This is a genomic window from Cupriavidus consociatus, assembly GCF_017814975.1.
In the GTDB taxonomy this organism is placed as follows: Bacteria; Pseudomonadota; Gammaproteobacteria; order Burkholderiales; family Burkholderiaceae; genus Cupriavidus; species Cupriavidus consociatus.
In genome coordinates this window covers 89082-113768 of sequence record NZ_JAGIQA010000021.1, presented here as the reverse complement: position 1 = coordinate 113768, position 24687 = coordinate 89082, and the positions used below count along the sequence as shown (strand labels likewise).

Genomic DNA, 24687 nt, shown 5'->3' with positions numbered 1-24687 from the left:
AACAGAGCGGGAAATTGCCCGCTAACCGGCCTCAAGCAAGGATTTGCGGGTTTTTTCGTTGCATTGGTGCCACTGGGGATTGCTCAACGCACAAGGGGCAGATTAGACTGCGCCGATCGATGTTTTGCCGCCAGGCAAGCACATCGGTGACGACGACCAACAAGGGAAATCAGCCATGAATAAAGGTGAACTGGTATCGGCCATCGCCACGGAAGCAGAACTGAGCAACGCCGCCGCTGAGCGCGCGCTCAACGCAGCGCTGGACAGCATCAAGAAGGCAGTGGCAAAGGGTGATTCGGTCACGCTGGTAGGTTTTGGCAGCTTCAGCGCCGGCAAGCGCGCGGCCCGCACGGGACGCAATCCGCGCACCGGCGAAACCATCAAGATCCCGGCCGCCAAGACGGTCAAGTTTTCCGCCGGACAGGGTTTCAAGGACGCGGTGAACAAGAAGAAGTAAGCAGTTTGCGTCCACAGCGTGAGAAGCGGCCAGGCAGGCCGCTTTTTTGTTTTCCGCGCCATGCCGCGATGAACGGCAACGGCCGGGCCGATCCGGGTTAAACTGCCGGCGCCCGGATGCCGCCAGCCGGCCCGGTGCGACCGCCCCCGCAATCCGAACTCCCACGCATCATGAACGACCAGTCCCACCAGCTTTCCATGACCGTGCTGATGACGCCGGACATGGCCAATTTCTCCGGCAACGTCCACGGCGGCACCATCCTGAAGTACCTGGACATGGTCGCCTATGCCTGCGCCAGCCGCTATGCCGGCCGCTACGTGGTGACGCTGTCGGTTGACCAGGTGATGTTCCGCCAGCCCATCCACGTGGGCGAGCTGGTGACCTTCCTGGCCTCGGTCAACTTTACCGGGCGCAGCTCGATGGAGATCGGCATCAAGGTCGTGACCGAGAATATCCGCAGCAAGCTGGTGCGCCATACCAACAGCTGCTACTTCACCATGGTGGCGGTCGATGACAACGGCGCCCCGGCCGAAGTGCCGCCGCTCGAGCCGCGCGACGAGGTCGAGCGCCAGCGCTTTGCCGCCGCCCAGCAGCGCCGTGCGCTGCGCCAGGAAATGGAAAAGCGCCACGGCGACATCAAGTCGTCGGTGACCTGACACGTTGCCTCCCGCCATGATGAAGCGATCCTGCACGATCCTGGCCCTGGCCGCCTGCGCGGCGGCCACGGGCGGCGCGCATGCCGAAGAGATCGGCAGCGTCAGCACCAATTTCCGCATGACCGGCTCCGACAAGGTCGTGATCGAAGCCTATGACGATCCGCAGGTCGACGGCATCACCTGCTACGTGTCGCGGGCCCGCACCGGCGGTATCAAGGGCCAGCTGGGCATGGCGGAAGACCCGCCGGAAGCCTCGATCGCGTGCCGGCAGGTGGGAACCATCGCCTTCAAGGGGCCGCTGAAGCAGCAGGACAACGTCTTTTCCGAGCGCATGTCGGTGCTGTTCAAGACGCTGCACGTGGTGCGCGCGGTCGATCGCAAGCGTAATACGCTGGTCTACCTGACCTATTCGGACCGCATCGTCAGCGGCAGCCCGCAGAACAGCGTGACCGCCGTGCCGGTACCGGCCGGCACGGCGATTCCCGTCAAGTAAAGCGCTGCCGGGTCGATCAGGGTGCCAGCGCCGCGGCTTCGGCCTGGCAATCGCCCGGCGCGCGGGCGCCGGCGGCGCGTGCCGCGGCCACTTCGCGGCGCGCCTGTTCCAGATCTGCGCGGAAGGTCGGATCTGCATGCAGGCGCGCCACGGTCGCGGCGGCCATCATGCGGCCTTCATTGACGTCGCTCTGCCAGTGCACGTTGCACACCACCCGGCTCTGGCCGAAGGCGCGCCCGCGCGCCAGGATGGCGTCCGCGCGGGCCGGTTCCACCTCGGCCAGGATCAGCGCCCAGGCCCAGCCGATGGCGCTGTGGCCCGACGGGTAGGATCCGTCTTTCTCCAGCTTGGTGGCTTCGTCTGGCGTGCACATCGCGGTCTTGTTGGCGACGAATGGCCGCGTGCGCTTGTAGCGGTCCTTGGCGCCATAGGTGGACAGGCCGGCATCGACCAGGCTGCGGCGCAGCAAAATATTCAGGTAGGGCGTGTCCCTGGCACTGACCGGCACCCCCAGCGCACATGAAAACGCGCTGGCCGCCTGCGGGAAGGTGAGTACGGCGTCGGTGGCGGCAACCTGCCAGCGAGGTGAGCCGCGCAGCGTGCCGGCCTGGCGCGCCGCATCGTCATCCAGCGCCTGCGCGGGCGAGCCCTGTGCCGGTGGGGCGGGCAACAGCTTCAGGCTGTCCGGGCGCGCATCGGCGGCCAGGTAGCCGGCCGGCACGCCCGGGCGGAATTCCGGCACCGCGGACAGGTTGGTGCCGCCGGCCGCGCAGCCGGCCAGCAGCGCGGCTGCCGCCACGGCGGCGCCAAGGTGCAAGGGATTGGACAGGGTTCGATTCCGCTTTGCCAGGTCCGTCAATTCTTGTTCCTTGTTGTGATGGTTTGCCGCCGGCTGGTCAGGCTGCCGGGCCGAACAGCTTGCGCAGGTTCGACTTGAGAATCTTGCCATTCGCATTGCGCGGCAGCATCTCCTGGTACAGCAGGATGCGCACCGGCACCTTGAACGCCGCCAGCCGCTCGCGCACGAATTCCTGCAGTTCGGCCTCGGCTACCTGCATGCCCGGCTTGAGGCTGACCACGGCCGCCGGTTCCTCGCCCAGTGTCTTGTGCGCGATGCCGACCACCGCCGCGTCCATCACCGCCGGATGTTCGTACAGCGTGCTTTCCACCTCGATGCAGTAGATGTTCTCGCCGCCGCGGATCAGCATGTCCTTCATGCGGTCGACGATATAGACATAGCCTTCCTCGTCCAGCCGCGCGATGTCGCCGGTGCGCAGCCAGCCGTCGACAAAGGTCTGCGCGGTGGCTTCGGGCTTGTTCCAGTAGCCGCGCACGACGTTGGCGCCGCGTACCAGCAGTTCGCCGGTCTCGCCTGGTGGCAGCGCCTGGCCGCGTCCGTCGACCACTTTCATTTCGCCGATCGGCAGCGCCGGGCCGCTGCTGTCGGGGCGCAGCACGTACTCTTCGGCGCTGTGGCTGGTGAAGGTCGACGAGGTTTCGGTCATGCCCCAGCCGATGCCAGGTGCGGCGGTCGGAAACACGTCGCCGATGCGCCGCACCAGTTCCGGCGACGCCGGCGCGCCGCCGTAGTTGACGTTCTCCAGCGAAGACAGGTCGAAGCGCGCGCGCTCGGGATGCTCCAGGATCTGCCAGGCGATGGTGGGCACGCCGCCGGCAGCGGTGCAGCGCTCGCGCTCGATCAGCTCCATGCCGCGCAGCGCGTCCCAGCGGTGCATCAGCACGATCTTGCCGCCGGTGGCGAGCGCGCCGTTGAGCACCGCCATGCAGCCCGTGACATGGAAGAACGGCACCGCCAGCAGCATGGCCTTCTGCGGGGCGGCGGGATCCGGCGCTGGAATCGGCTCGCCGCGGCGCAGCAGGTTGCGCAGCGGGCTGAAGCTGCCCGCGGCAGCGACCGTGGCGGAGTTGCGATGCGTGCCCAAGGCCCCCTTGGGTTTGCCGGTGGTGCCGGAAGTATAGAAGATGGTGGCATCGTCCTCCGGGCCGATCTCGGCCTGCGGCGGCGATTGCTGCGGCAGCGCGGCCCAGTCGGCGCTGGTACCGATCACGGTTTCCAGTGCGGCGACGCGGGCATCGCCGGTCGCAGCGCAGGTGCGCGAGGCGTAGACGCGTTCCAGGGCCGGGCAGCCGGGCAGATGCTCGAGGATACGGTCGAGCCGCTCGGCATCGACGATGGCCACGCGGCTGCCGGAATCGGCCAGGCCGTATTCCAGCTCGGCGCCGGTCCACCACGCATTCAGCGGCGTCACGATCGCCCCTGCGAGCAGCGCGCCGTAGAACGCCACCGGCCACTCCGGCAGGTTGCGCATCGCCAGGGCCACGCGGTCGCCCTTGCGCACGCCGTCGCGCACCAGCGCGTGCGCCAGCGCGATGGCGGCGCGACGAAAGGCATCGTAGGAAACGCGCTCGTCCTCGTAGACCACGAAGGTGCGGTCGCCGAAGGCACGGGTCGCATGGAACAGGTCGCACAGCGTCGCGGGTGCGTGCTTCCAGACGGTGGTGGGGATGCCGCGGATCACGCGCGACTCGGTCTCGAAGGGCGAGCCCGGCGCGGTCAGCCGGGCATGGGCCTCGGCCAGGGACATGACCGGCCAGTTGCCGGCCGCTTGCGGATTGCTTGACATGACTGCCTCCCGTAACTGCGCTGCAGGTTGAGGGCAATGCAAAGAAAGCGGCGTGCGCCGGACAGGACGGCGCACGCGCAACGCTTGCGTCAGAAGCTCAGGTACAACTCAAATGCGGCTTAGAGGCGTGGCTCAGATCGTCACGCCGCCGTCGACAACCAGCGCCTGGCCGGTCATGAAGCTGCTTGCGGCGGAGGCCAGGTACACGGCCGCGCCGGCGATCTCGACGGGCTCGCCAATGCGGCGCAGCGGGGCGCCCTGCGTGGACTGCTTGTAGCGCTCGGGATCTTCCCACAGCGCGCGCGCGAAGTCGGTCTTGATCAGGCCCGGCGCGATGCAGTTGACGCGCACGTTGTGCGGGCCGAATTCCACCGCAAGGTTGCGCGCCAGCTGGAAATCCGCGGCCTTGGAGATGTTGTACACGCCGATGGTCGGCGAGCCGCGCAGGCCGCCGATCGACGACACGATGATGATCGAGCCGTCCTTGCGGTCGATCATCTGCGGCGCCACCATCTGGATCAGCCAGTGGTTGGAAATGACGTTGTTGTCCAGCACCTTGCGGAACTGGTCGTCCGAGACGCCGCCCATCGGCCCGTAATAGGGGTTGGACGCGGCATTGCAGACCAGCACGTCGACCTTGCCGAAGGTGCGGTTGGTTTCGTCGACCAGACGCTGCAGGTCTTCCTTCGACGAGATATTGGCCGGCACCGCGATGGCGGTGCCGGCGCCATGGCGTGCATTGAGCGCGTCAACCACTTCCTGGCAGGCCTCTGCCTTGCGCGAAGAAATCACTACCTTGGCGCCCTGGACGGCCATCTGCTCGGCGATGGCGCGGCCGATGCCGCGCGACGAGCCGGTGACGATGGCAACCTTGCCCGTCAGATCGAACAATGACATGGAGTCTCCTGTATAGCTGCGCCGGCGTCAGCGGCCGGCTTCATGCAGGCGGCAGGTGTGCCGCGCTGTTGTCCTGGCGATGCGGCGTTAACGCTGCATCGACGGATCATTATGGTGGTGCCGCGCCAGCCGAGTCCACAGCACCGCGGCCCGGATGGCGGCCATATCAGCATTCTTTCTGCGGGCAATGCGCGGCGTGCATGGAGGATACTGGTGCAGCGCGGCATGGCATCACCGGAAGGTGGCGCACAAGCCGCGCACTCCATGCGCTCATGTGCGCGCGTTGGCGGCGAGCAACTGTGGCAGCGCCGCCATCAGCCCGTGCCGCAAGCCATCGTCGAGCCGTATGCCGAAGCGCTCGTCCAGGACCTGCACCACGGCCTCGGGCGTTTCCAGCCGCTGGCGCCGCACGCTGCCGTCCGGTGCGCGTTCGGCCAGATCGCCATCGGCCAGCGTCACGCGCGTGCCGCCATCGGTGCGTGCGGCCGTCAGCCGGCGCAGGAACACGCTGTCCGGATGCGTCGAGACATACCAGTTGCGCGGCCCGAAATCGATCCATGGCTGCGGAGTCAGGTCGAAGCGGTAGACCTTGACCCAGCCCGCATCGCCCCGCGCCTCCAGGTCGAAGCTGTGGAACGCGGTGCCGGCGGCTTCCGGCGGGGAGCTGGCGAGCCGGTAGGGGAAGTCGTCCTCGGCAGGCGCGGACAGCGCCATCGCGCGGAACGGCGTGGGCCCGCCGAAGCCGACGTCGGCGAGATAGCTGCGATGCGCCACTTCCACGCGCAGCAGCATGTGCGATACCACGGTCTCGACCGCATCGGGTAAGCCCCAGCGCACGCGCGCGGCCAGCGGCGTCACGCTGAAGCCGAACGCTCCCAGCGCCGCCGCCAGCAGCGTGTTGAGCTCGAAGCAGTAGCCGCCGCGCCCGCGCGTGACCAGCTTGTCGAAGACGGTGTCGAGATCAATGCTGACTGGCCGCCGCAGCAGCGGGTCGATGTTTTCGAACGGAATGCTGGCCAGCTGCGCGCCGATCACGGCATCGAGCGCCTCAAGCGTGGGCGAGGGCGGGGCGGCGATGCCCAGCCGCGCGCAATAGGCGTCGAGTCGGGCGGCATCGAGTGTGGTCATGGCAGGAAAGGCTCCATGGTGGCGGATTCAGTTGAGCGCTTCCAGCGCGGCCAGGTCGAGCAGTTCGATACCGCCGTATTCCAGCCGCAGCAGGCCGCGGGTTTCGAGTTCGCGCAGGGCGTGGTTGACGGTCTGGCGCGACAGCCCCAGCATCTGCGCCAGCTGCTCCTGCGGGATGCGCACGCGCAGCACCGCATCGGCATGCACCGGCAGGTTGCCATAGCCATGCGCGATCGCGGCCAGGCGCCGGGCAATGCGAGCCGCGGGCGGCAGCAGCTGCGTCTCTTCCACATAGTCGAAGGCCTGGCGCGTCTTTGTCGCAAGCAGCCGCCCGAACGCCTGCCACCATGCCGGATGCTGCGCGAGGCGGCGCTCCAGCGGCGCGCGCGGCAGGTGCCACAGCGCGGCGGCGCTGACTGCGCGGGCGTCGTGGGTGCGCGGCAGGCCGTCGAACAGGCAGATCTCGCCGAACCAGGTGCCGGGCTCGAGCAGCCCCAGCAGTGCTGCCTTGCCCGATTCGCCGCTGGCATGGATCTGCACGGTGCCGCTGGCCACGCAGTACAGACCGTCGAAGCGGTCGCCGCGGGCAAACAAGGTTTCGCCTGGCACCAGCCGGCGCAGGCAGCCATCGTCGAGCAGCGCCTGGCGCAACGCCGGCGGCAGCTGGCTGAACCAGGCGCCCGCGCGTACCGCGGCCAGCGGGTCGTTATCCGGCAGTGAGCCGTCTGGCCGGCCGCGCGCTTGCGCGGCACTGGCGGGCAGCCGGGTGTGGCGGTGCGGCGGGGGCGCGGATCCCATGCCGGTCTCCTGTGGGGCGCAAGGTTGTCAAAGCTGGCCGTAACCAAGCCGGTGTGCCGGCAGATTGTCAAAAACCGGACAGACCCGCCGGTACGCGCTCATTACTATAAATCCACCTCGCGACCTGAGCGCGCACAGCAGCAGGCGGCAGCTTCCGCGCACGCCTGCGCACACAAGGAGACGCCCCGTGAAAACCCTGATCGAGCACCTGGCCAACTACGCCGCCTACCACCGCGATTCGCGCAATATCGTCACCCATTTCATCGGCATCCCGATGATCGTGCTGGCGGTGACCACGCTGCTGGCGCGGCCGGCGATGCCGCTGGGCGACGGCTCGGCCCATCTGACCCCGGCGATGCTGGTGTATATCCTGTCGTGCCTGTTCTACCTGCGCCTGTCGCTGGGCTTCGGTGTGGCGATGGCGTCGATCCTGGCGCTGTTCCTCTATGCCGGCGCGCATATCGCCGCCATGCTGACCGCTGCGTGGCTGGCTATCGGGGTCGGGCTGTTCGTGGTGGGGTGGATTATCCAGTTCGTCGGCCATTACTACGAAGGCCGCAAGCCGGCGTTTGTCGACGACCTGGTGGGCCTGCTGATCGGCCCGCTGTTCCTGGTGGCGGAAACCGCTTTCGCGCTGGGGCTGGCGCGCGATACGCGCGAAGCGATGGCGGCACGCGCGCACTGACGGGCATTTGCATTGACGGGCATTTCGGACCGGATCAGGGCAGGCCCGCCGGCAGGCGCAGACGGGCCGACAGCCCGCCCAACGGGCTGGTCGTCAGCCCCAGGCTGCCTTCGTACATCGCGGCGATGTCGGTGACGATCGCCAGGCCCAGTCCGCTGCCGGCTGCCGACTCGTCGAGCCTGCCGAAGCGGGCGGTGGCCAGTTTGCGCGCCTCGGGCGGCATGCCCGGGCCATCATCCTCAACCGTTATTTCCAGTTCGCCGCCGGCCTCGCGCAGCGTGACGCACACGCGCGTGCGCGCCCACTGGCAGGCGTTGTCCAGCAGGTTGCCGAGCACCTCGACCAGGTCCTGGCGGTCGCCGGCAAAATGTCCGTTGCCTTCCACTTCCAGCGCCAGCGCGCGCCCGGCGTGCAGCCGCGACAGCGCGCGCACCAGCTCGCGCACGGCGGGCCCGGCGTCGATGCGCACGCCGCGCGCGCCTGCCGCCCCCGCGGCGCGGGCCCGCGCCAGATGGCGGTCGACCTGGCGGCGCATCGCTTCCACCTGCACGGCGACGGCCGAGGCGGCGCTGCCCGGTAGCGCCGCGGACTCATTGGCAAGCACCGCCAGCGGCGTCTTGACCGCATGTGCGAGGTCCGCCGCCTGGCGGCGAGAGCGCTCCAGCGCCTGGGCGTTGCGCGCCAGCAGCGCGTTGATTTCGCTGACCAGCGGTTCGACTTCCGTCGGCCAGGCGCCACCCAGGCGCGCTTCGCGGCGCGACTGCATCGTTTCCAGCGCGCGCCGCAGCCATGCCAGCGGCGCCAGGCCGACTTTGACCTGTGCAGCCACGGCGAGCATCAGGCCCAGCCCCAGCGCCGTCAGCGACCACGCCAGCATGCGGTTGAAGTTGCGCCGGGCGGCGCGCAGTTCGGTACGGTCCAGCGCGACCGAGACTTCCACCGGCGTATCCGCCGAGGCCAGCACCAGCCGGCGCGCCACCACCAGCAGCGACTGATCGTTGGGCCCGGGGCGCACCTCCGCCTGCGTGCTGGCCAGGCGCCGCTCCACTGCAGTGGGCATCTCGGTGTCCCACAGCGAGCGCGAGCGCAGCAGTGCGCCCGGCGCGCGCGCCTGCCAGTAGGCGCCGGAGTAAGGCAAATCATAACGAGGATCAGCGGGCGCGCGCGTCAGCACCAGTTTTCCGCCGGCATCCCAGTCCAGCGCCGCGGCCAGGCTGGCGAGCTGGTGGTCGAGCTGGCGCACATAGGTATCGTTGACGTGGCGCTCGAACAGGGCCGACAGCAGCCAGCCGCTGCCGCCAAGCGCAGCGGCCAGCCAGATCGCGGCCAGCGCCAGCAGGCGCAGCGCAAGAGAACGACGCAGGCGGGTGGGCATCTATGCCCGGGCCGAAGCCGCGCCCGCGCTGCCGCGGTCCGGCGGCGGCCGCAGCCGGTAACCCTGGCCGCGCACCGTCTCGATCACGTCCACGCCCAGCTTGCGGCGCAGCCGGCCGACGAAGACCTCGATGGTATTGCTGTCGCGGTCGAAATCCTGGGCGTAGATGTGTTCGGTCAACGCGGTCTTGCTGACGATCGCGCCCGGGTGGTGCATCAGGTAGTCCAGCACGCGGAACTCATGCGAGGTCAGCACCACCGTCGCGCCGTCGACGGTGACGGTGCCAGCGCGCGGGTTCATCCGCACCGGACCGCATTGCAGCTCCGGCACGGCCATGCCGTGCGCGCGCCGGATCAGCGCTCGCATGCGCGCCAGCAGTTCTTCCATGCGGAACGGCTTGGCCAGGTAGTCGTCGGCGCCAGCGTCGATGCCTTCGACCTTCTCGGTCCAGCTGTCGCGTGCGGTCAGGATCAGTACCGGCACATTGACCTGCCCCGCGCGCCAGCGTCTTAGCACGGACAGGCCGTCGAGCCGGGGCAAGCCAAGGTCGAGGATCACGGCGTCGTACGGTTCGTGCTCGCCCAGGTGGCAGGCATCGATGCCGTCGGCGGCGACGTCGACCGCGTAGCCCGCATCGGACAGGCTGGCCCGGACCTGCGCGGCCAGGGCAGCTTCGTCTTCAACCAGCAGGATGCGCATCAGTGTCTTCCGGTGGGCAGATTGGCGGGCGGCGCGCGCTCACGGCTTCTTGCGCGCCTCTTCCAGGCCGCGGCCTTTGGCCTTGATCAGCGCGGCGGTGCGGGCATCGTATTCCAGCTTGGCCACCGAGCCGCCGGGTAGCAGCAGCTTGACTTCGTATTGCCAGATGCCGTCGTCGCGGTCGAGTTCGACGCCGATCACGTCCCCGGCATACTGGCGCGAGACGGTCTCGAGGATGCGCGACAACGGCAGGATTTCGCCCGACTGCACTGCGGCGCGGGCGCGGTCGGCATCCTTGTCGGCATGCGCGGCAGGCACGGCCGCGAGCCCCAGCAGCGCTGCCAGTGCGGCCACGGACAGCAGGCGGGCAGGGCGCCCTGGCGGCGCGGGAGAACGCTTCATGGCCCGAAGTTTGCATCAAAAAGCCTGAACGCGGGCTGAACGAAACACTCAGGCGGGGTTCAGCCAGCGCCGCCGACAATGCCCGCATCTCATCCCCGGAAGCGGACATGTCCCGATCCAAGACCTTCGCCAGCAATTCGCCGACCGTTGGCGGCAGGCCTCTGCGCACGCTGGCGTTTTTCGCCGTTGCCCCGGTTTCGCTGCTATGCGTGGCGAGCGTGTTCGGCATGCAGGCCAGCCTGCCGGCACTGTCGCGCGCATGGGCGCAGGCTGATGCATCGCTGCCGCTGCTTGCACTCGGCGCGCTGTTTGCAGGCCCGCTGCTTCCGATTTCGGTGCGTGGCTGAAACATGGAATGCGGTCTCCATGTTCGCGTCGCGCAGCGTACGCAAGTGCCAAAACGGGGGGACGTAGGCCCTCTTCGCGTTTTCGCTGAGGCAAAGGTGCGACAAAACCCGGGGTTTTCACGGGGTTTTGCGCTTCGCATGCACGAAAACCCCTTGACTTACGGCTGTTTCCGCTATGATTCAGTGGGCGCCGACAAGGCGTTTTGCGCAGCGCTGCTGAGCGTGCAAAACGATGAACCGGCATCCATCGTTCAACTTACGTATATCGATATGGCGACCAAAGCGAAACCGACCGCGAAGACTGCAACCAAGCCCGCTGCCAAGAAGGCTGCGGCAACCAAGGCACCCGTGAAGGCTGCCGCCAAGAAGGCCGCGCCGGCCAAGAAGGCGGCTACCGCCGCTGCGCCCGTTGCGCGCCCGCTGAAGGACACCTTCAACAAGTCGAGCCTGGTCGCTCACCTGGTAGCCCAGACGGAACTGGAAGCCAAGACCGTGAAGACGGTTCTGGCCCATCTGGAAAACACCATCGTCAGCGCGCTGAACAAGAAGGGCGCTGGTGAATTCACGCTGCCGGGCCTGCTGAAGGTGACGGCACAGCAAGTCCCGGCCAAGAAGAAGCGCTTCGGCAAGGACCCGTTCACCGGTGAAGAGCGTTGGTTCCCGGCCAAGCCGGCCAGCGTCAAGGTGAAGGTGCGCCCGCTGAAGAAGCTGAAGGACGCCGCGGCCTGATTTGCGCCACAGCCTGTCCCGATGAAAAAGGAGCTGCTCGCGGCTCCTTTTTTTCATGGCTGGGACGATGCGGAGCATTTAATCCAGGTCAATCCGCCGGCGCAGGCGTCCCTCTAGAATCGCAGACGTCATGGGTGCGGGGGCGCTCCCCGTGACAGGCTTCGGCGTCTTCCCCGAAGCTGGTGCCCGCGGCCTGAGAGGGTCGCGGGTTTTTTATTTGCCGGCAATTATTGGCGCGTACCCGTGGCTCAACCAATGACCTGCTTGGCGAAGGTGGCGCGCTGCATCTCGCACACTTCCACCGAGACCTGCACCGACTGGCCACCGTCCGCACCCGTGCGCACGGCATCGGCGATCACGTCGCAGACGGCCTGGCCCAGCGCCTGGCGGACGGCGGTGTCGCGGCCATCGAGGATCGACAGGCGCGCATGGACGAAGGCGCGATCCGCGGCATCGACGCCCTGGCGGTAGGTCGACAGCGTGATGCAGCGCGACTTGATATCGGCCTCCTGGAACTGCCCCGACGCCAGCAGCGCGGCATTGGCTTCATCGAGCAACTCTTCCTGCGAGCAGTTCAGGCGGGTGTTTTCCGTGAGTTCGATGACGAGGTGGGGCATGGCTGTATCCTGGATGTCCTGGCGGTGGTGCCGGCAGAAAGCCGGCGGCAGCGAGCATGATACGGGATCGCGCGTTACGGGAAATGCAACAGGGCGCCCGAAGGCGCCCCGCTTGGCTTGCCGCACAGTGGCTGCGGATCAGGCGTGGACGTACTCGCGCATGACTTGCGCAGCCTGCTCCGTGGCGAAGCGCGCCGGGTTCTCGCGCGCCAGCTGCTGCAGTTGTTCCAGCTTGGCCTTCAGCCCGGCATCGAGCTTGGGCGCGGGCATCACCGTGGAGGGGCAGGCCACGCCAAGGATGCCGAGCGCCTGCTGGAAGTTTTCCAGCGTCAGCCCGAGCGCCGGATCGACGCTGACCAGGTGATCGCGCATGGCTTCCGGCATGGATTCCGGCTTGGCGCATGACAGGATCACGTAATGGACGGGCGCCGCGGCCTGCGCAAAATAAGCGGCGATCTCTGCGCCGTGGCCGCCCGTGGCGGCCGGGGTCATGGCTTCGATCTGCAGGTCCAGCTGCTGCAGGATCGCGGCCGGCGTGCCGCGACGCCAGGCATCGGACACCACCACGCGCGCACCGGCAACACCAAACAGCCGGCGGACGAAGCCGAGCGCGATCGGGTCGAAGAACCTGACATCGCGCAGCGTGCCTGAATCCGGAATGCCGCCGAGGCGGGCGCGGGAGCGGTCGGAGTACAGGACGCCCGGTACGTCCAGCATGATCAGTCGTTCAGCCATGATTTCCTGGGCGGATGCCAGTGCAGTTGGTGTGAGGCAAGATTACTAGGCAGCCAGCAGCCTGCACGTAACCGGCACTGCTTCAGTTGAAACAGATCTGTAACTTTGTCGAGGAAGACGTAAATGCCGGTTACGTCGCCATGTCAAATGTTTCGCGCAGACACATCTGACCGACGCACTGGCGAGACCGGGAGCGATAAGGCTTGCCCCCTCAGAAGCGGAAACGCGCCACATCCTCGGCCAGAACCACGGCCTGGTGGTCGAGGCGCCCGGCCTGTCCACCCAGTTCATCCACCAGCGCGGCATTCTGCTGGGCGGTCTGGCGCAACTGCGTGACGGATCCGGCAGCCGCCTGCACACTGGCGGCCTGCTGATCGGCCAGCGTGCACAGGGTACCGGCCAGCGCATGGCTGTGCTGCACGGCGGTGGCGATACGCTCCATGGCTGCCACCACGTCACCGCTCAGGCGCGCGCCCAGGCCGATTTCATGCGTGGCCGTGCCGATGATGCCGCCGATCTCGCGCGCGGCATCGGCGCTGCGCTGGGCCAGCGCGCGCACTTCCTGCGCGACCACGGCGAAGCCGCGCCCGGCCGCGCCCGCCCGGGCGGCCTCGACGGCGGCGTTGAGCGCCAGGATATTGGTCTGGAACGCGATGCTCTCGATCACGCTGACGATTTCCGCGATGTGGCGCGAGTGGCCGTGCAGCGCGTCCATGGCGCCGCGCATCTGCCGCACGACGTCCGCGCCGGCATCGGTGGCGGTGCGTGCCTGGTCGGCCAGCAGGCGCGATTCGGTTGCCTGCGCGTGTGCGTCGGCAACCCGCCCCGCCAGCGCCTCCATGCTGGCGCCCGCGGCATCGAGGGCGCTGGCCTGCAGCTGTGTCCGGGCCGACAAGGCGTGATTGTCGGCGGAGATCTGCTGGCTGGCCGCGGCGATCTCCTGCGCGGAGCCATGAATGCGTGCCAGCACGCCGGCGAGCTGGTCGCGCATGCCCGCCACGTGGTGCAGCATGCTGCTGCGATCCGAGGGATGCAGCGCGATCGTGGCGGTCAGGTCGCCGGCGGCGATGCGCCGCGCAATTTCGGCGGCGTCACGCGGCTCGCCCCCCAACTCCGCCCGCAGGCTGCGCGCGGCGATCCACGCCAACCCTGCCGCGGCCAGCAGGCTGGCGCCGAGCAGGGCCACCATCCACGCCTGCGCGCGCAGCTGGCTGCTGGCAACGCTGGCCACGGTCGCGGCGGCCTGCCGCTCCTGCTGCACGCGCACCGCCTCGATACGCTGGCTCAGGGCCTGCAGTTGCTCGGTGACAAAGTGGCCCTCGACCGAGACCGCGCTGTCGAACTGCAGCGGATCGAGCGGCTGCTTGCGCAGCAGCTCGACATAGCCTTGCACCAGCTCGGCGGCGCGTTGGCGCGCGTCGAGCAGCGGCCCGGCCAGCGTGGCATTGGCCTGGCGCACGCCGGCCAGCGCCGCGTCGAGCCGCGCCAGCGCCTGTTCGATCTCGGCGCCGGCGGTGTCGCGCTCGGCACCGCTGGTGGCCATCGTCAGCGCCAGTTGGGCGCGGCCGAGTGCGGCCAGCGCCGAGTGCGCGCGCTCGGCCGACATGGCGCCATGCATATCCTGCTGGTAGAGGGTATCGGTGCGCGCCTTGATCGACACGAGGTTGGCGATACCGGTCAACCCGACCGCGGCCCCGAACAGGTAGACCAGGGCAAAGGCGGCGCACAGGCGTGCGACCAGCGGCAGGCGGTTCAGGCGCGAGGCGGCTCGGCCCAGCGCGGCAAAAGCCGGGCGGCGGCCCGGCAGGCTTGACTTGATGACGTGCAACACGGAGATGACTCCAGACGGGCGCGCGTCCAGCCAACCGCAGCGGGCGGCAGCGCAGCCCGGGCTTGACCCGGTTTGCCGTCGCGCCTTCCTCGTGCGGGAGGGTCGCGGGCGGCGCACGCATGGTGACCGATAAACGTGACGCCGGCGTGACATGACAGGCATGGGACTGTCATCGTGTTGTCATATCCATGTCATGCAATGTGGCGCGCCTCGGGGTCTTGTGCCCTGCTATCTGCCTTCCCTCCCGGATCCATCATGCCTGGTCACGACGCCGCACTGCCACCGTTCCACCTAATCCCAGGCATCCCTGCCGGGCCGGCGGTTCCACGCGCGCAGATCCCGCCACTGTATTCGGTGTTCCAGCCGATCGTGCAGGCTGGCAATGCCGAGCTGCTCGGCTACGAAGCACAGGTCCGCGGCCCGGCGGGCTCGCCTTATGCATTGCCTGAAGCCTTGTTCCGCCTTGCACAGGGCGTCGAGAACACGATCGCGCTGGAAATCGAAGCGGCGCGCACCGCGCTGGCCGCCTGGCGCGGTCTGGAACTGCCGGGCAAGCTGTTCCTGAATTTCAGTCCGATGACGCTGCGATATCTGCTGGCCGATCGAGAGCGCTTGTCGGCGGCATTGCTGCGAGCCGGTATCGCACCGTCGCGGCTGGTGGTCGAGGTCACCGAGCAGACCCCGATCGGCGATGCCGCGAGCTTCGGCACGGCCATGTCGCTGCTGCGCGAGCTGGGCATGCAGTATGACCGGTGCGCAGGGCTACTACATCGGCCGGCCGTCGGCACGCCCGGATACGCAGGTGGCCCCGCAGGTGCGGCGCACGCTGGCGTCCCGGCATATCGCCGTGTTTCCACAGGTGGTGCGCTCGGGCTGGTCCGGCATGACCGCCGGGAGGCTGTTGCGCCCCGCACCCACGGTATCGCCGGCCGCCAGCAACGACGCGGTGCTGCGCATGTTCCAGGACCAGCCCGAGCTGCATGCCGTGGCGGTGGTCCATGACGATGGACGGCCGCTTGCCATCATCGGCCGCCAGGGTTTCATCGACCGCTACGCCGCACCGTTCCACCGTGAGCTGTATGGCAAGAAGGCCTGTATTGCCATGGCCAACCGCGAGCCGGCCTGCTTCGAGCGCCACGCGACACTCGAGGAAATGGCGCAGATTCTGTCTGGAGAGAACACGCGCTCGCTGGCCCATGGCTTCCTGATCACCGAGCAAGGCCGCTATATCGGGCTGGGCACGGGCGCCGACCTGATCCGCGCGATCACCGAAGTGCGTATGGAGGCGGCACGCTATGCCAATCCGCTGACGTTCCTGCCGGGCAATATCCCGCTCAACCAGCATATCGAGCGCCTGATCGACGCCGCCAGCGAGTTCCGTGCGTGCTATGTCGACCTGAACCACTTCAAGCCGTTCAACGACAAGTACGGCTACTGGAAGGGCGACGAAATGCTCAAGGGCGCCGCCGCGATTCTGGGCAGCCAGCATATCGGCGGCGCCGCGGCAGTCGCCAAGCGCGAGGCCAAGCGTTCAGCCACGGGCATGGCGGTGCTCGAGTTCCTGTCGCTGGAGGCAGCGCTGCAGGCTTAGCAACCGGAAGGCTTGCGCTCGGCCGGCTCGCGGCCGGCTGCCGGCAGCCGCGGCAGGCTGCTTTCCTCCAGCACATCGAGCCGATAGCCATGCGCGTAGACGACGGTGACGATGATGCCGTTCTCGATGCCAAGCCGCAGCGTCTTGCGCAGGCGCGACATCAGGCCCGCCAGCGCCCGCGACAGCGGCGGCAATTCATGGCGCCATACCGTCTGCTCGATGCGGCGGTTGGGCAGCATCCGGCCGACATTCGAAAACAGAAGCATGGCCAGGTCGAATTCCTTCGGCGTCAGTTCGATGCGCTCGTCGCGCAGCGTGGCGAAGCGGCCGACACTGTTGAGCTGGTACGGGCCGGCACGCACCACCAACCCCTGGCGCAGACGCTCGCCGGTCACGCGACGGCGCAGCGCCGCGATGCGCGCCAGCAGCACGCGGTGGCTGAGCGGACGGCACATGTAGTCATCAGCACCGGCATCCAGCGCATCGACCAGGCGGTCTTCGCAGCTGTCGCCGCCCAGCATCATGATCGGCACATCGCGCGAGCGTGCGCTGCGCACCGCGCGGATCACGTCGATGACCGGGATGTCGGCAACTTCGTCGGGAAGCAGCAGCATGTCGTAGGTTTGCTGCAGGGCGCTGTGGATCAGGTCGCGGCCGGCGTCGAAGACGCTGCAGCGAAAACCCGAGCGCACCAGCAGGTCTGGAATGTCCTGCAACTGGGGCGACCTGCCCAGCAGCAGCGCAATAGTGATCGGCGACGGCATACGAAGCGAGCGTGACGGCGTGTGAGAACGGCAGGAAGGTGACGAACTACTGGACGGCTATCGGACGACTTTCGGGCGGCTATCGGGGCGTTGAAGGGACCGGAGCCGAAGCGCTGCGCATGTGCGCATGAGGAGCACCTTGCGGCCTCAAAGGGTAAAAAGCCGCGTGCCGTGGTGCAATCAGACATTTCCGAAAAGTCCGCCGTTTTTGCTCTTCTTGTTCCTGCGCGGTAACGGCAGTCATTGATGGCGGGAGGGGCTTGCGAGGTGCCGCCGAAGTTGTCCACAGATCCTGTGGACAACGGGCCGGGCCCAGGCCTGGCGGCCGCATGGCACCGTCATCCTATCGGCGTGCCAAAAAAGAAGGCAGGCGTGCGGCGCGGCATCAACATCCGGCCCGCGGTGTGCCAAAATAGCGCGCATCGTGTTCCGGTCCGGGGACTCAAGCCACCGATGCTGCAGAGCCCGAGTGTCATCGCCTTCATCCTCCTGGCCTTTCACGTCGTCGGCGTGATGGCGGCGCTGCACGCCGTCATGACGGTGCGCACCGCGCCTGGCGCCATCGCGTGGGCGGGGTCGCTGGTGATGATGCCGTACTTCACGCTGGTCCCCTACCTGATCTTCGGGCGCAGCACCTTTGCCGGCTATGTCGATGCACGCCGCTTCAATGACGACCGGCTGCGCGAGATCCGCCACGGCATGACCCCGCGCGAACGCGAGGCCCGCAGCGCCTGCGTGGTGCACTCGCCAACGCAGGTCTGCATGCGCGCGCTGCCGCGGCTGACCGGCATGCCTTGCCTGGCCAACAACGACGTGCGCCTGCTGGTCAACGGCACGCAGACCTTCGATGCCATCTTTGCCGCGATCGGCCAGGCCAGGCAGGTGTTGATCGTGCAGTTCTTCATCGTGCACGACGATGCGCTGGGCAGGCGCCTGCAGGCGCTGCTGTGCGAGCGCGCGCAGGCCGGCGTCAAGGTCTACTTCCTGTTCGACAGCATCGGCTGCCATGCGCTACCGCGTCGCTACGTGCGCACGCTGCTAGAGGCGGGCGTCGATGCCCGGCCGTTTTCCACGCATCGGGGATTCGTCAACCGCTTCCAGCTCAACTTCCGCAACCACCGCAAGCTGGTCATCGTGGACGGACGCGAGGCGTTTCTCGGTGGCCACAATGTCGGCGTGGAGTACCTGGGCGAGCGTCCGCCGCTGGCGCCGTGGCGCGACACCCATATCGCATTGCGCGGCAGTGCCGTGCTGGACCTGCAGATGTCCTTTGCCGAAGACTGGTACTGGGCCGCACGCGAAGTCCCGCACCTGCTGATGCCGCCACCCGAGGTTGGCGGCCGCATGACCTGCCAGGTGGTTCCGACCGGTCCCGCGGACTCGCAGGAAACGTGTTCGCTGTTCTTTGTCGAGGCCATCCAGTCGGCGCGGCACCGGCTCTGGATCACGTCGCCGTATTTCGTGCCGGACGAGGCCGTGTTCGCCGTGCTGCGGCTGGCGGTGCTGCGCGGCGTCGACGTACGCATCCTGATACCGGCGCGTCCCGATCACCTGGTCGTCTACGCCGCGTCGACCATCTATGCGTATCAGGCTGTCGCCGCGGGAATCAAGCTGTATCGCTACCAGCCGGGCTTCCTGCACCAGAAGGTGATACTGATCGACGATGAAGCCGCCGCGGTGGGCACGGCGAACCTCGACAACCGCTCGTTCCGGCTCAACTTCGAGCTGATGGTGATGACGGCAGACAAGGGCTTTGCGGCCGACGTGACTGCCATGCTGGAAACCGATTTCGCCAACGCCAAACGCATCGGGCTGGATGAGTTCGTGGGCGCGCCCGCGCCGCTGCGCGTGGCCATGCACGTGGCCAAGCTGTTCGCCCCCATCCTCTGATACCGGCAGCCGGCCTGCGGCAAGCCGGTGGCGCTTTGTTTGTGTACACTGTTCACTATAAGCGCCTACAGATAATGAACCGAATCCAGCATCAGAGGGGAGCCGCATGAAGCCGGGCATCCCCGCGCCACCGGCGCGCGCCACTTACCGTCATGGCGACCTGCGCCGCGCCTTGCTTGACGCGGGCGTCGACCTGGCCCGCGAAGGCGGCCCCGACGCGATCGTGCTGCGCGAAGCCACGCGCCGCGCCGGCGTCGTTCCCAATGCGGCGTACCGGCACTTTGCCAGCCGGCAAGACCTGCTGCAGGCGGTGCGAGCGTCGGCCTTGTCGTCGCTGGCGATTGCGATGGAGGCCGAGATCGGCGGACTGCGCCCTGGCCGTGGCGCCGCCGCCCATGCGCGCGCATGCCTGCGCGCGGTCGGCACGGGCTACCTGCGCTTCGCGCTGGCGGAAACCGGCCTGTTCCGCACGGCATTCTCCGTGCCGGATGAAGTCGAGGATGACGCCGATCCTGCCAAGGCGGGCAACAGCGGACTCAACCCGTTCCAGCTGCTTGGCGCGGCGCTCGACCAGCTGGTGGAGGCCGGCGCATTGCCACCCGAGCGGCGGCCCGGGGCCGAGTACCTGGCCTGGTCCGCCGTGCACGGCCTGGCGATCCTGCTGATTGACGGTCCGTTGCGCAGCCGCGCGCCCGAAATGGCGGAGCCACTGGGGCAACGGCTGCTGGAAATGGTCGAGAAGGGCCTGTAACCGCGCATCGCGATCAAAAAAATTGCCACGATGGCGGGGACCATCGTGGCAGTGAAAGGAACCAGGAAGGGGGTCAACCTGGCTCTGTCGGGGCACCCGCGGGCCGGGTGCAAGGGCAATGTAATACGGGCTTTCTCATGCGAATATCGGACAATTCCTAAATATGGCCGTGAATTGTCGTTACTCGCATTGCGCTGGGCGCAGTGCCAGGGAAGGCACCGCAAAGTGCAGGCAGGGGCGCCAGTGGAATTGCGTGCCAGCCGCGGCGGTCTAACCCTGTACCCGCCACGCGGGCCTGGCAAGGAGGGATCCATGCGCTACAGATATGGAGTGTTGCTCGCGGCGGCGCTGGTCAGCGGATGCGTGGCCTATCCCTATGCCAGCGACGACTACCTGGCTTATCCCGCATACCCGGTCAGTTCGCCGTACTACAGCGGCTACCCGGTCGCGCCCGGCTATCCGTATTACGGCCCCGGATACGGCAGCTACTACGGCAGCTTTGCCTTTATCTATGGCGGTGGCGGCCGCAGCTGGAACCACGGACATCACCACGGACACGGCGGCTGGCATGGCGGCGGCCGTGGCAGAGGCGGCTGGGCCGCCGGCGGGCATGGCGGGCATGGCGGAGGAAGGGGCCGCTGACAGATTGTCCAGCAGGGATGGCTGGCAGGGATGACCAGGGCGCACGAATTCCAGGCCCTCTGGTTTGGCGGCGCGACGCGCTACCGCCAGGTGCCTGGCGCTACCTGCTGACCCCACGGCACGGCACTAAGGCAGCTGCCGCAACTGGCCGATCACGGACATCAGGCGCCCGTGCGCCACGATGACACCCGATTCGTCCTGCAATGCTTCCTGGTAGCGCTTGCGAAAGCCCGGATCGGCGCCATCGCTGAAGAGCTTTTCGGCGGCGCGCGCCACGGCGCGGCAGGTGTCGTCGTGATGCTCCTTCGATTCAAGTTCCTCATCGACCTCGATGATCAGCCGCGACAGCGGATCGAGCCAGCGAAAGAAGTTGTCCTCCGTGACCAGCTGGACAAACAGTCCGGCCGGAATCGGGCCGTTCAGCCGTTCGTACTGGCTGCGGTCGTAGCCGATGACTTCCTTGTGAACTTGCAGCAAGGCCGCCCGCAAGGCTTGCAGCCCCGAGCGGCGAGTTTCCTGTGTGGCGAGGAATTGTTCGTTGGGCATGCCCGTCTCCGCGTTTCCACTGGTCTGGCCCGGCAGCCGCTCCGGCACGTTCCGGCGCACATCGTGGGTTCGTCCAGGCGGGTCGCCATCACCTGCGCCGGACCTCCGGGTGCTGCCGGCCAGCGCATCTGGCAATGTCCGGCGCGCCTGCCAGTATAGGCACCTGAGGCATCCCGGGCCAGCGCACGGGGATAGCGAAATACCCGCAGTTGCGGCGCGTTCTGCGCCCGCTAGCCGTTTTTCTCTTCCGCTTGTGGCGACCCGAGCAGGTCTGCCGCGCGGGAGCGCTGCATGTCTGCTGCGCGGAAATAGCGCACCACCGTGGCTACGCTGGCGTGGCCAGTCATTGCCATGGTCTCGGCCAGCGGCACCTGTTGCGATGCCGCTTCGGTGACGAACCCCGCGCGCAGCGAATGCGCGGAGAAGTCGCCCTCCAGTCCCGCCTGCGCACAGCGTGCCTTGACGATGCGGCTCACGGTAGCGTCCGACAATCCCTCACCCACATGGCCTCCGCGCCGGATGCGGCGGAACAGCGGTCCGCCGGCAATGCCCGAGGCGGCCAGCCATGCCTCCAGCGCCTGCCCTGCTGCACCGGTCACGGGCTTGGCGGCATCGGCATGATTGCGGCCTGACTGATTGGTCTTCGACCAGCCCAGCACGTAGACAAAGTCACCCGGTGCGACGCGCGTCAGGTTCTCCACCGTCGCCCGCGCGACCTCGGAACGGCGGCGGCCGCCGCTGGCCCATGCGAACAGCAACAGCGCGCGGTCGCGCATGCCGCGCAATGAGTCATCACAAGTAGCTAGCAGCCGCAGCAGCGGGTCGCGCGTGAGCGCGGCCTTGCGCGCCTGGCGATGTCCGCGGCGGGCATAGGCGCGGCGGATGCCGGACATCAGCTCCCGTACCGACGCGTCGGCACAGGGATTGGGCAACTGCTGCAAGCGGTGGACCTTGGCCAGTACCGCAAGGCGGTGTGTCAGCGTGGACAGCGCGGGCGCGCCGGGTCGTGCCTTGTATCCATCAGCGACCAGCGCCTGGTCGATCGCCGGGGGCAGCTCGCAAACAGGCCCGTGCGCCGTCTGCCGCGTAGCGTGGTCGACGATGAACTGAACCACGACGGCAGGATCAAGCGGAAGCCGGATCGGCTGGCGGTAGCGCAGCCCGTGCCAGGCAGCCCAGTAGCGCAGGGCAGACCGGTAGCTCGCCACGGTGTTGGGCGACTCGCCTTCGCGGCGAAGCGCGTTCGCGGCCTGCTCGGCGAGGGGATCCAGTTCAGACGGGCAAAGCGGCGCCGGAAATTCGACATCGGGGACAGGCTGGGGTGGGTGGATTGGTATCATAATAAATATGATGTATGCTGTATTATATCATACATAGATATCGAATAGCGCTCGATAAGTCTCCATTATCGAACGTTATTTAGGCTTTCCCGGATCCGAACATGGAAACACTCCGCTCCCGAGGCATCACCCGCGACGACGTCTGGACTGCCGCCGACAGCCTGCTCAAGGCAGGCCAGCGTCCGACCATCGAACGCATCCGCCTGCATCTGGGGCGAGGTTCACCCAACACCGTCAGCCCGCACCTCGACGCATGGTTTGCTGCGCTCGGCGGGCGATTGCACGATCCGGAAGGCTTCGCGCCCAAACCGGGTTGCCCGGAACCGGTCACCGAAGCGGCGCGCTACCTGTGGGAGGCCGCGTTGCAGGTGGCGCGGGCACAGGCGGAAGCCGCGCTGGGCCAGCGCGAAACGGCGCTGGCAGAGGCGCAGGCTACCCTGGCCAGGGAACGGGAAGCGCTGGAGCAGGAGCGCCTGGTCATGCAGGCGCGGCTGGAGGGGGCCGAAGCGGCGATGGCGGAGATGACACGCGCGCGGGACGAGGCGCTGGAGCGCGGCGCGCAGGTTGAATCCCGCGCTACCGTCCTGCAGCAGCAGGTCGAGACGTTACGCGCCGAGGCTGGCGACGCGCTGGAGGCCCGCGTCGCCCTGCAGCGGGAATTTGCCGCCGAGCGCGCGACGTGGGACCAGGAGCGCGAAACCATGACCGCCCGCGCCACGGCCAACGAACGCCGGCTGGCCCTGGATCTGGACGCGGCCCGCGTGGCGGGCAAGGAAGCGCAGAAATTGCTGGAAGCGGAGCGCAAGGCCGCGCTGGAGCGGCTGGCGCACGCTGCCGAGGCGGCTTCGCGCCAGGGCAGCGAAATGACGCGATTGAGCCAGTCGATTGCCGTACTGGAAGAACGGATCCGCCAACGCGAGGCGATGCTTGTCGAATATCGCGAACAGAAGGATGCCGGCAGCCGGAGCGTTGCCGCGGTTGGCCGGCGCGGGCGTCCGGCGCGTGGGGCACTGGCCGGCGGCGCGAGCGGCCTGCTGCGGACGCGCGCGGCACCGGGCGGCTGAGCCCTGGCGCGCTACGCCGCCAGCGCGCCAGCGCGCAGCATGTGCTTCTGGATCTTGCCGCTGGTGGTCTTGGGCAGCGCGTCCAGGAAGTGATAGCGGCGGGGCCGCTTGTAGGCCGCCAGACGGTCGCCCTGCAGCAGGAAGGCGTCGAGCTGTTCGGCACTGACCGGCGCATCGCCACGCACCACCACGTACGCGCCCACCACCTGGCCCCAGGTCGGGTCGGGCTCGCCGAGTACCGCGACTTCCAGCACCGCCGGGTGCTCGATCAGCGCGTCCTCGACTTCGCGCGGATACACGTTCTCCGCGCCGGAGTTGATCATGTAGTCGATCCGGTCGCGGATCCAGAGGTAGCCGTCGGCGTCCAGGCTGCCGAGGTCGCCGGTGTGGTACCAGCCATGCGCCAGCGCCCGCGCATTGGCGTCGGGCCGGTTCAGGTAGCCCTGCATCATGCAGGCGCCGCGCACCAGCACCTCGCCCACTTCGCCTGGCGCGCACGGTTGCGCCGGGTCGGTCGGCGCGCCATCGTCGCGCAGTCTTGCCACCACCAGGTCATGGCCGAGCGCGGGCAGGCCCGCCGAGCCGGCACGGCAGAGCTGTTCATGTGGGTAGAGCACCGACATGCACGGGCCCATCTCGGTGGTGCCGTACACCTGGACCAGGCCGGCGCCGATCTTGCGATCCCATTCGCGGATCAGGTGCGGCGCCATCGAGGCACCGCCGTACTCGACGAGCCGCAGCGACGAGAGGTCGCGGGTTTCCGCCTCGGGGTGGTTCAGCAGCATGCCGATCATGGTCGGCGCGGCGAAGAAGTGGGTCACGCGCTCGCTTTCCACCAGTTGCCAGGCTTCGCCCGCATCGAAGCGGCGCTGCAGCACCTGCGTGGCGCCTACCTGCAGCCGCGGCAGGAAGCTGGTGTGCAACTCGGCGGTATGGTTCAGCGGCGCCACCGACAAGCCCACGTCCTCGCGCGACAGCGTCATGGCCTGGTGCATGATCGCGTTGTGCTGCAACTTGCTGCGATGGGTGTGCACCACGCCCTTGGGGCGGCCCGTGGTGCCGCTGGTGTACATCAGGATGCAAGGGTCGTCCTCGTGGACGCCGATCGCCGGCAGCATGGTGGGCTGGCCGGCGGCGAGCGCGTCAAGGCGGTGCGTGGCAAACGCAGGGGCAGCGTCCGTGTCGGCATATATGCGCAGCGCGGTGCCAGGGGCCAGCTCCGCGGCCTTCTCCACGACGGCGGCGCCTTCTTGCTCGAACAGCACCGCCTTGGCCGCCCCGTCGTTCAGGATATACGCCAGCTCCTGTGCGGCCAGCCGGTAGTTGACCGGGTTGAACACCGCACCCAGCCGCGCCGTGGCCAGCAGCGTAAAGACGAAGGCCGGCGTGTTGTAGAGGAACGCGGCCACCACGTCGCCCTTGCCGATGCCCAGTGCCTGCAGCCCGTGGGCATGGCGGTTGACCTCTGCATCGAGCTCCGCATACGACCAGGCCTGCCGCGCGGCGCCGATGCCGCTGACCAGCGCCGTCTTGCGGGGCAGGTAGCGAGCCGGCCAGGAAAGGGTATCGCCAAGGGTAAGGCCGCGGCTCAAGGTCATGCTCCAG

At 67.9% G+C, this 24687-nt stretch carries 27 protein-coding genes; 12 read left to right on the top strand and 15 right to left on the bottom strand.

The window, feature by feature from the left end; genetic code table 11:
* Positions 1–175: 175 nt before the first annotated feature.
* The 3 genes from J8I82_RS25725 to J8I82_RS25715 all read left to right on the top strand — a co-directional run bounded on the left by J8I82_RS25725 (position 176) and on the right by J8I82_RS25715 (position 1606).
* Entirely contained in the window at positions 176–457 is a 282-nt protein-coding gene (locus J8I82_RS25725) for an HU family DNA-binding protein (protein ID WP_029047409.1), read from the top strand.
* A 170-nt stretch (positions 458–627) separates the two neighbouring features.
* Positions 628–1113, top strand: coding sequence for an acyl-CoA thioesterase (locus J8I82_RS25720; RefSeq protein WP_209761658.1), 486 nt, complete (start codon positions 628–630; stop codon positions 1111–1113).
* Between the two features lie 16 nt (positions 1114–1129).
* Positions 1130–1606 (top strand): CreA family protein, encoded by a 477-nt coding sequence (locus J8I82_RS25715; RefSeq protein ID WP_431831579.1) that lies wholly within the window; start codon positions 1130–1132, stop codon positions 1604–1606.
* A gap of 16 nt (positions 1607–1622) precedes the next feature.
* Here the strand turns inward: J8I82_RS25715 and J8I82_RS25710 are convergent, their stop codons facing one another.
* From J8I82_RS25710 to J8I82_RS25690, 5 genes are all read right to left on the bottom strand, one after another.
* Positions 1623–2465: an acid phosphatase gene (locus J8I82_RS25710; protein WP_336620910.1), complete on the bottom strand. Its 843-nt coding sequence runs from the start codon at positions 2463–2465 to the stop codon at positions 1623–1625.
* A gap of 37 nt (positions 2466–2502) precedes the next feature.
* Complete coding sequence (locus J8I82_RS25705) at positions 2503–4251, bottom strand: class I adenylate-forming enzyme family protein (protein ID WP_209761656.1); 1749 nt, start codon at positions 4249–4251, stop codon at positions 2503–2505.
* 132 nt (positions 4252–4383) lie between these two features.
* Positions 4384–5148 (bottom strand): SDR family oxidoreductase, encoded by a 765-nt coding sequence (locus tag J8I82_RS25700; RefSeq protein ID WP_209761655.1) that lies wholly within the window; start codon positions 5146–5148, stop codon positions 4384–4386.
* A gap of 270 nt (positions 5149–5418) precedes the next feature.
* Positions 5419–6276 (bottom strand): arylamine N-acetyltransferase family protein, encoded by an 858-nt coding sequence (locus J8I82_RS25695; protein WP_209761654.1) that lies wholly within the window; start codon positions 6274–6276, stop codon positions 5419–5421.
* Between the two features lie 27 nt (positions 6277–6303).
* On the bottom strand, positions 6304–7074 hold the full coding sequence (locus tag J8I82_RS25690) for a Crp/Fnr family transcriptional regulator (RefSeq protein ID WP_209761653.1): 771 nt from the start codon (positions 7072–7074) through the stop codon (positions 6304–6306).
* 187 nt (positions 7075–7261) lie between these two features.
* On the opposite strand from J8I82_RS25690, the gene J8I82_RS25685 reads away from it, so the two are divergent.
* A complete protein-coding gene (locus J8I82_RS25685; protein ID WP_209761652.1) occupies positions 7262–7759 on the top strand; it encodes an Mpo1 family 2-hydroxy fatty acid dioxygenase in 498 nt (165 codons plus the stop codon).
* A 34-nt stretch (positions 7760–7793) separates the two neighbouring features.
* Here the strand turns inward: J8I82_RS25685 and J8I82_RS25680 are convergent, their stop codons facing one another.
* The 3 genes from J8I82_RS25680 to J8I82_RS25670 are packed head-to-tail and all read right to left on the bottom strand — an operon-like array spanning position 7794 to position 10235.
* Entirely contained in the window at positions 7794–9134 is a 1341-nt protein-coding gene (locus tag J8I82_RS25680; RefSeq protein WP_209761651.1) for a sensor histidine kinase, read from the bottom strand.
* A complete protein-coding gene (locus J8I82_RS25675; RefSeq protein WP_209761650.1) occupies positions 9135–9833 on the bottom strand; it encodes a response regulator transcription factor in 699 nt (232 codons plus the stop codon).
* A gap of 39 nt (positions 9834–9872) precedes the next feature.
* On the bottom strand, positions 9873–10235 hold the full coding sequence (locus J8I82_RS25670; RefSeq protein WP_209761649.1) for a PepSY domain-containing protein: 363 nt from the start codon (positions 10233–10235) through the stop codon (positions 9873–9875).
* Positions 10236–10342: 107 nt separating this feature from the next.
* Between J8I82_RS25670 and J8I82_RS25665 the strand changes: the two genes are divergently transcribed.
* Entirely contained in the window at positions 10343–10582 is a 240-nt protein-coding gene (locus J8I82_RS25665; protein WP_209761648.1) for a hypothetical protein, read from the top strand.
* Positions 10583–10852: 270 nt separating this feature from the next.
* Positions 10853–11311 carry an HU family DNA-binding protein gene (locus J8I82_RS25660; protein ID WP_209761692.1) on the top strand — a complete coding sequence of 153 codons (459 nt, stop codon included), beginning with the start codon at positions 10853–10855 and terminating at the stop codon, positions 11309–11311.
* 248 nt (positions 11312–11559) lie between these two features.
* Here J8I82_RS25660 and J8I82_RS25655 read toward each other — a convergent pair whose 3' ends face one another.
* The 3 genes from J8I82_RS25655 to J8I82_RS25645 all read right to left on the bottom strand — a co-directional run bounded on the left by J8I82_RS25655 (position 11560) and on the right by J8I82_RS25645 (position 14494).
* Complete coding sequence (locus tag J8I82_RS25655) at positions 11560–11928, bottom strand: 5-carboxymethyl-2-hydroxymuconate Delta-isomerase (protein WP_209761647.1); 369 nt, start codon at positions 11926–11928, stop codon at positions 11560–11562.
* 138 nt (positions 11929–12066) lie between these two features.
* Positions 12067–12663 carry an HAD domain-containing protein gene (locus J8I82_RS25650; RefSeq protein ID WP_209761646.1) on the bottom strand — a complete coding sequence of 199 codons (597 nt, stop codon included), beginning with the start codon at positions 12661–12663 and terminating at the stop codon, positions 12067–12069.
* Between the two features lie 211 nt (positions 12664–12874).
* Positions 12875–14494, bottom strand: a complete 1620-nt coding sequence (locus J8I82_RS25645; RefSeq protein ID WP_209761645.1) for a methyl-accepting chemotaxis protein — start codon at positions 14492–14494, stop codon at positions 12875–12877.
* Positions 14495–14749: 255 nt separating this feature from the next.
* Here J8I82_RS25645 and J8I82_RS38510 point away from each other — a divergent pair, with 255 nt between their 5' ends.
* Both J8I82_RS38510 and J8I82_RS38505 read left to right on the top strand, forming a co-directional pair.
* Positions 14750–15496 (top strand): EAL domain-containing protein, encoded by a 747-nt coding sequence (locus tag J8I82_RS38510; protein ID WP_245180115.1) that lies wholly within the window; start codon positions 14750–14752, stop codon positions 15494–15496.
* A complete protein-coding gene (locus tag J8I82_RS38505; RefSeq protein ID WP_245180114.1) occupies positions 15450–16085 on the top strand; it encodes a diguanylate cyclase domain-containing protein in 636 nt (211 codons plus the stop codon). The genes J8I82_RS38510 and J8I82_RS38505 overlap by 47 nt, the downstream gene beginning before the upstream one ends.
* On the opposite strand, the gene J8I82_RS25635 is transcribed toward J8I82_RS38505, so the two are convergent.
* Positions 16082–16837: a response regulator transcription factor gene (locus tag J8I82_RS25635; protein ID WP_209761691.1), complete on the bottom strand. Its 756-nt coding sequence runs from the start codon at positions 16835–16837 to the stop codon at positions 16082–16084. The genes J8I82_RS38505 and J8I82_RS25635 overlap by 4 nt on opposite strands.
* Positions 16838–17302: 465 nt before the next feature.
* On the opposite strand from J8I82_RS25635, the gene cls reads away from it, so the two are divergent.
* The 3 genes from cls (at position 17303) to J8I82_RS25620 (ending at position 20132) form a co-directional block, all read left to right on the top strand.
* Positions 17303–18739, top strand: coding sequence for a cardiolipin synthase (gene cls / locus J8I82_RS25630; RefSeq protein ID WP_209761644.1), 1437 nt, complete (start codon positions 17303–17305; stop codon positions 18737–18739).
* A gap of 106 nt (positions 18740–18845) precedes the next feature.
* The gene (locus J8I82_RS25625; RefSeq protein ID WP_209761643.1) at positions 18846–19490 is read left to right on the top strand and encodes a TetR/AcrR family transcriptional regulator; all 645 of its coding nucleotides are present in this window, start codon (positions 18846–18848) and stop codon (positions 19488–19490) included.
* A 312-nt stretch (positions 19491–19802) separates the two neighbouring features.
* Entirely contained in the window at positions 19803–20132 is a 330-nt protein-coding gene (locus tag J8I82_RS25620; protein WP_209761642.1) for a hypothetical protein, read from the top strand.
* Positions 20133–20258: 126 nt separating this feature from the next.
* Here the strand turns inward: J8I82_RS25620 and J8I82_RS25615 are convergent, their stop codons facing one another.
* Both J8I82_RS25615 and J8I82_RS25610 read right to left on the bottom strand, forming a co-directional pair.
* Positions 20259–20678, bottom strand: coding sequence for a hypothetical protein (locus tag J8I82_RS25615; protein WP_209761641.1), 420 nt, complete (start codon positions 20676–20678; stop codon positions 20259–20261).
* A 230-nt stretch (positions 20679–20908) separates the two neighbouring features.
* Entirely contained in the window at positions 20909–22018 is a 1110-nt protein-coding gene (locus tag J8I82_RS25610; RefSeq protein ID WP_209761640.1) for a site-specific integrase, read from the bottom strand.
* 101 nt (positions 22019–22119) lie between these two features.
* On the opposite strand from J8I82_RS25610, the gene J8I82_RS25605 reads away from it, so the two are divergent.
* Positions 22120–23082 carry a DNA-binding protein gene (locus J8I82_RS25605; RefSeq protein WP_209761639.1) on the top strand — a complete coding sequence of 321 codons (963 nt, stop codon included), beginning with the start codon at positions 22120–22122 and terminating at the stop codon, positions 23080–23082.
* Between the two features lie 11 nt (positions 23083–23093).
* Here the strand turns inward: J8I82_RS25605 and J8I82_RS25600 are convergent, their stop codons facing one another.
* The gene (locus J8I82_RS25600; RefSeq protein WP_209761638.1) at positions 23094–24674 is read right to left on the bottom strand and encodes a fatty acid--CoA ligase; all 1581 of its coding nucleotides are present in this window, start codon (positions 24672–24674) and stop codon (positions 23094–23096) included.
* Positions 24675–24687 lie beyond the last annotated feature (13 nt).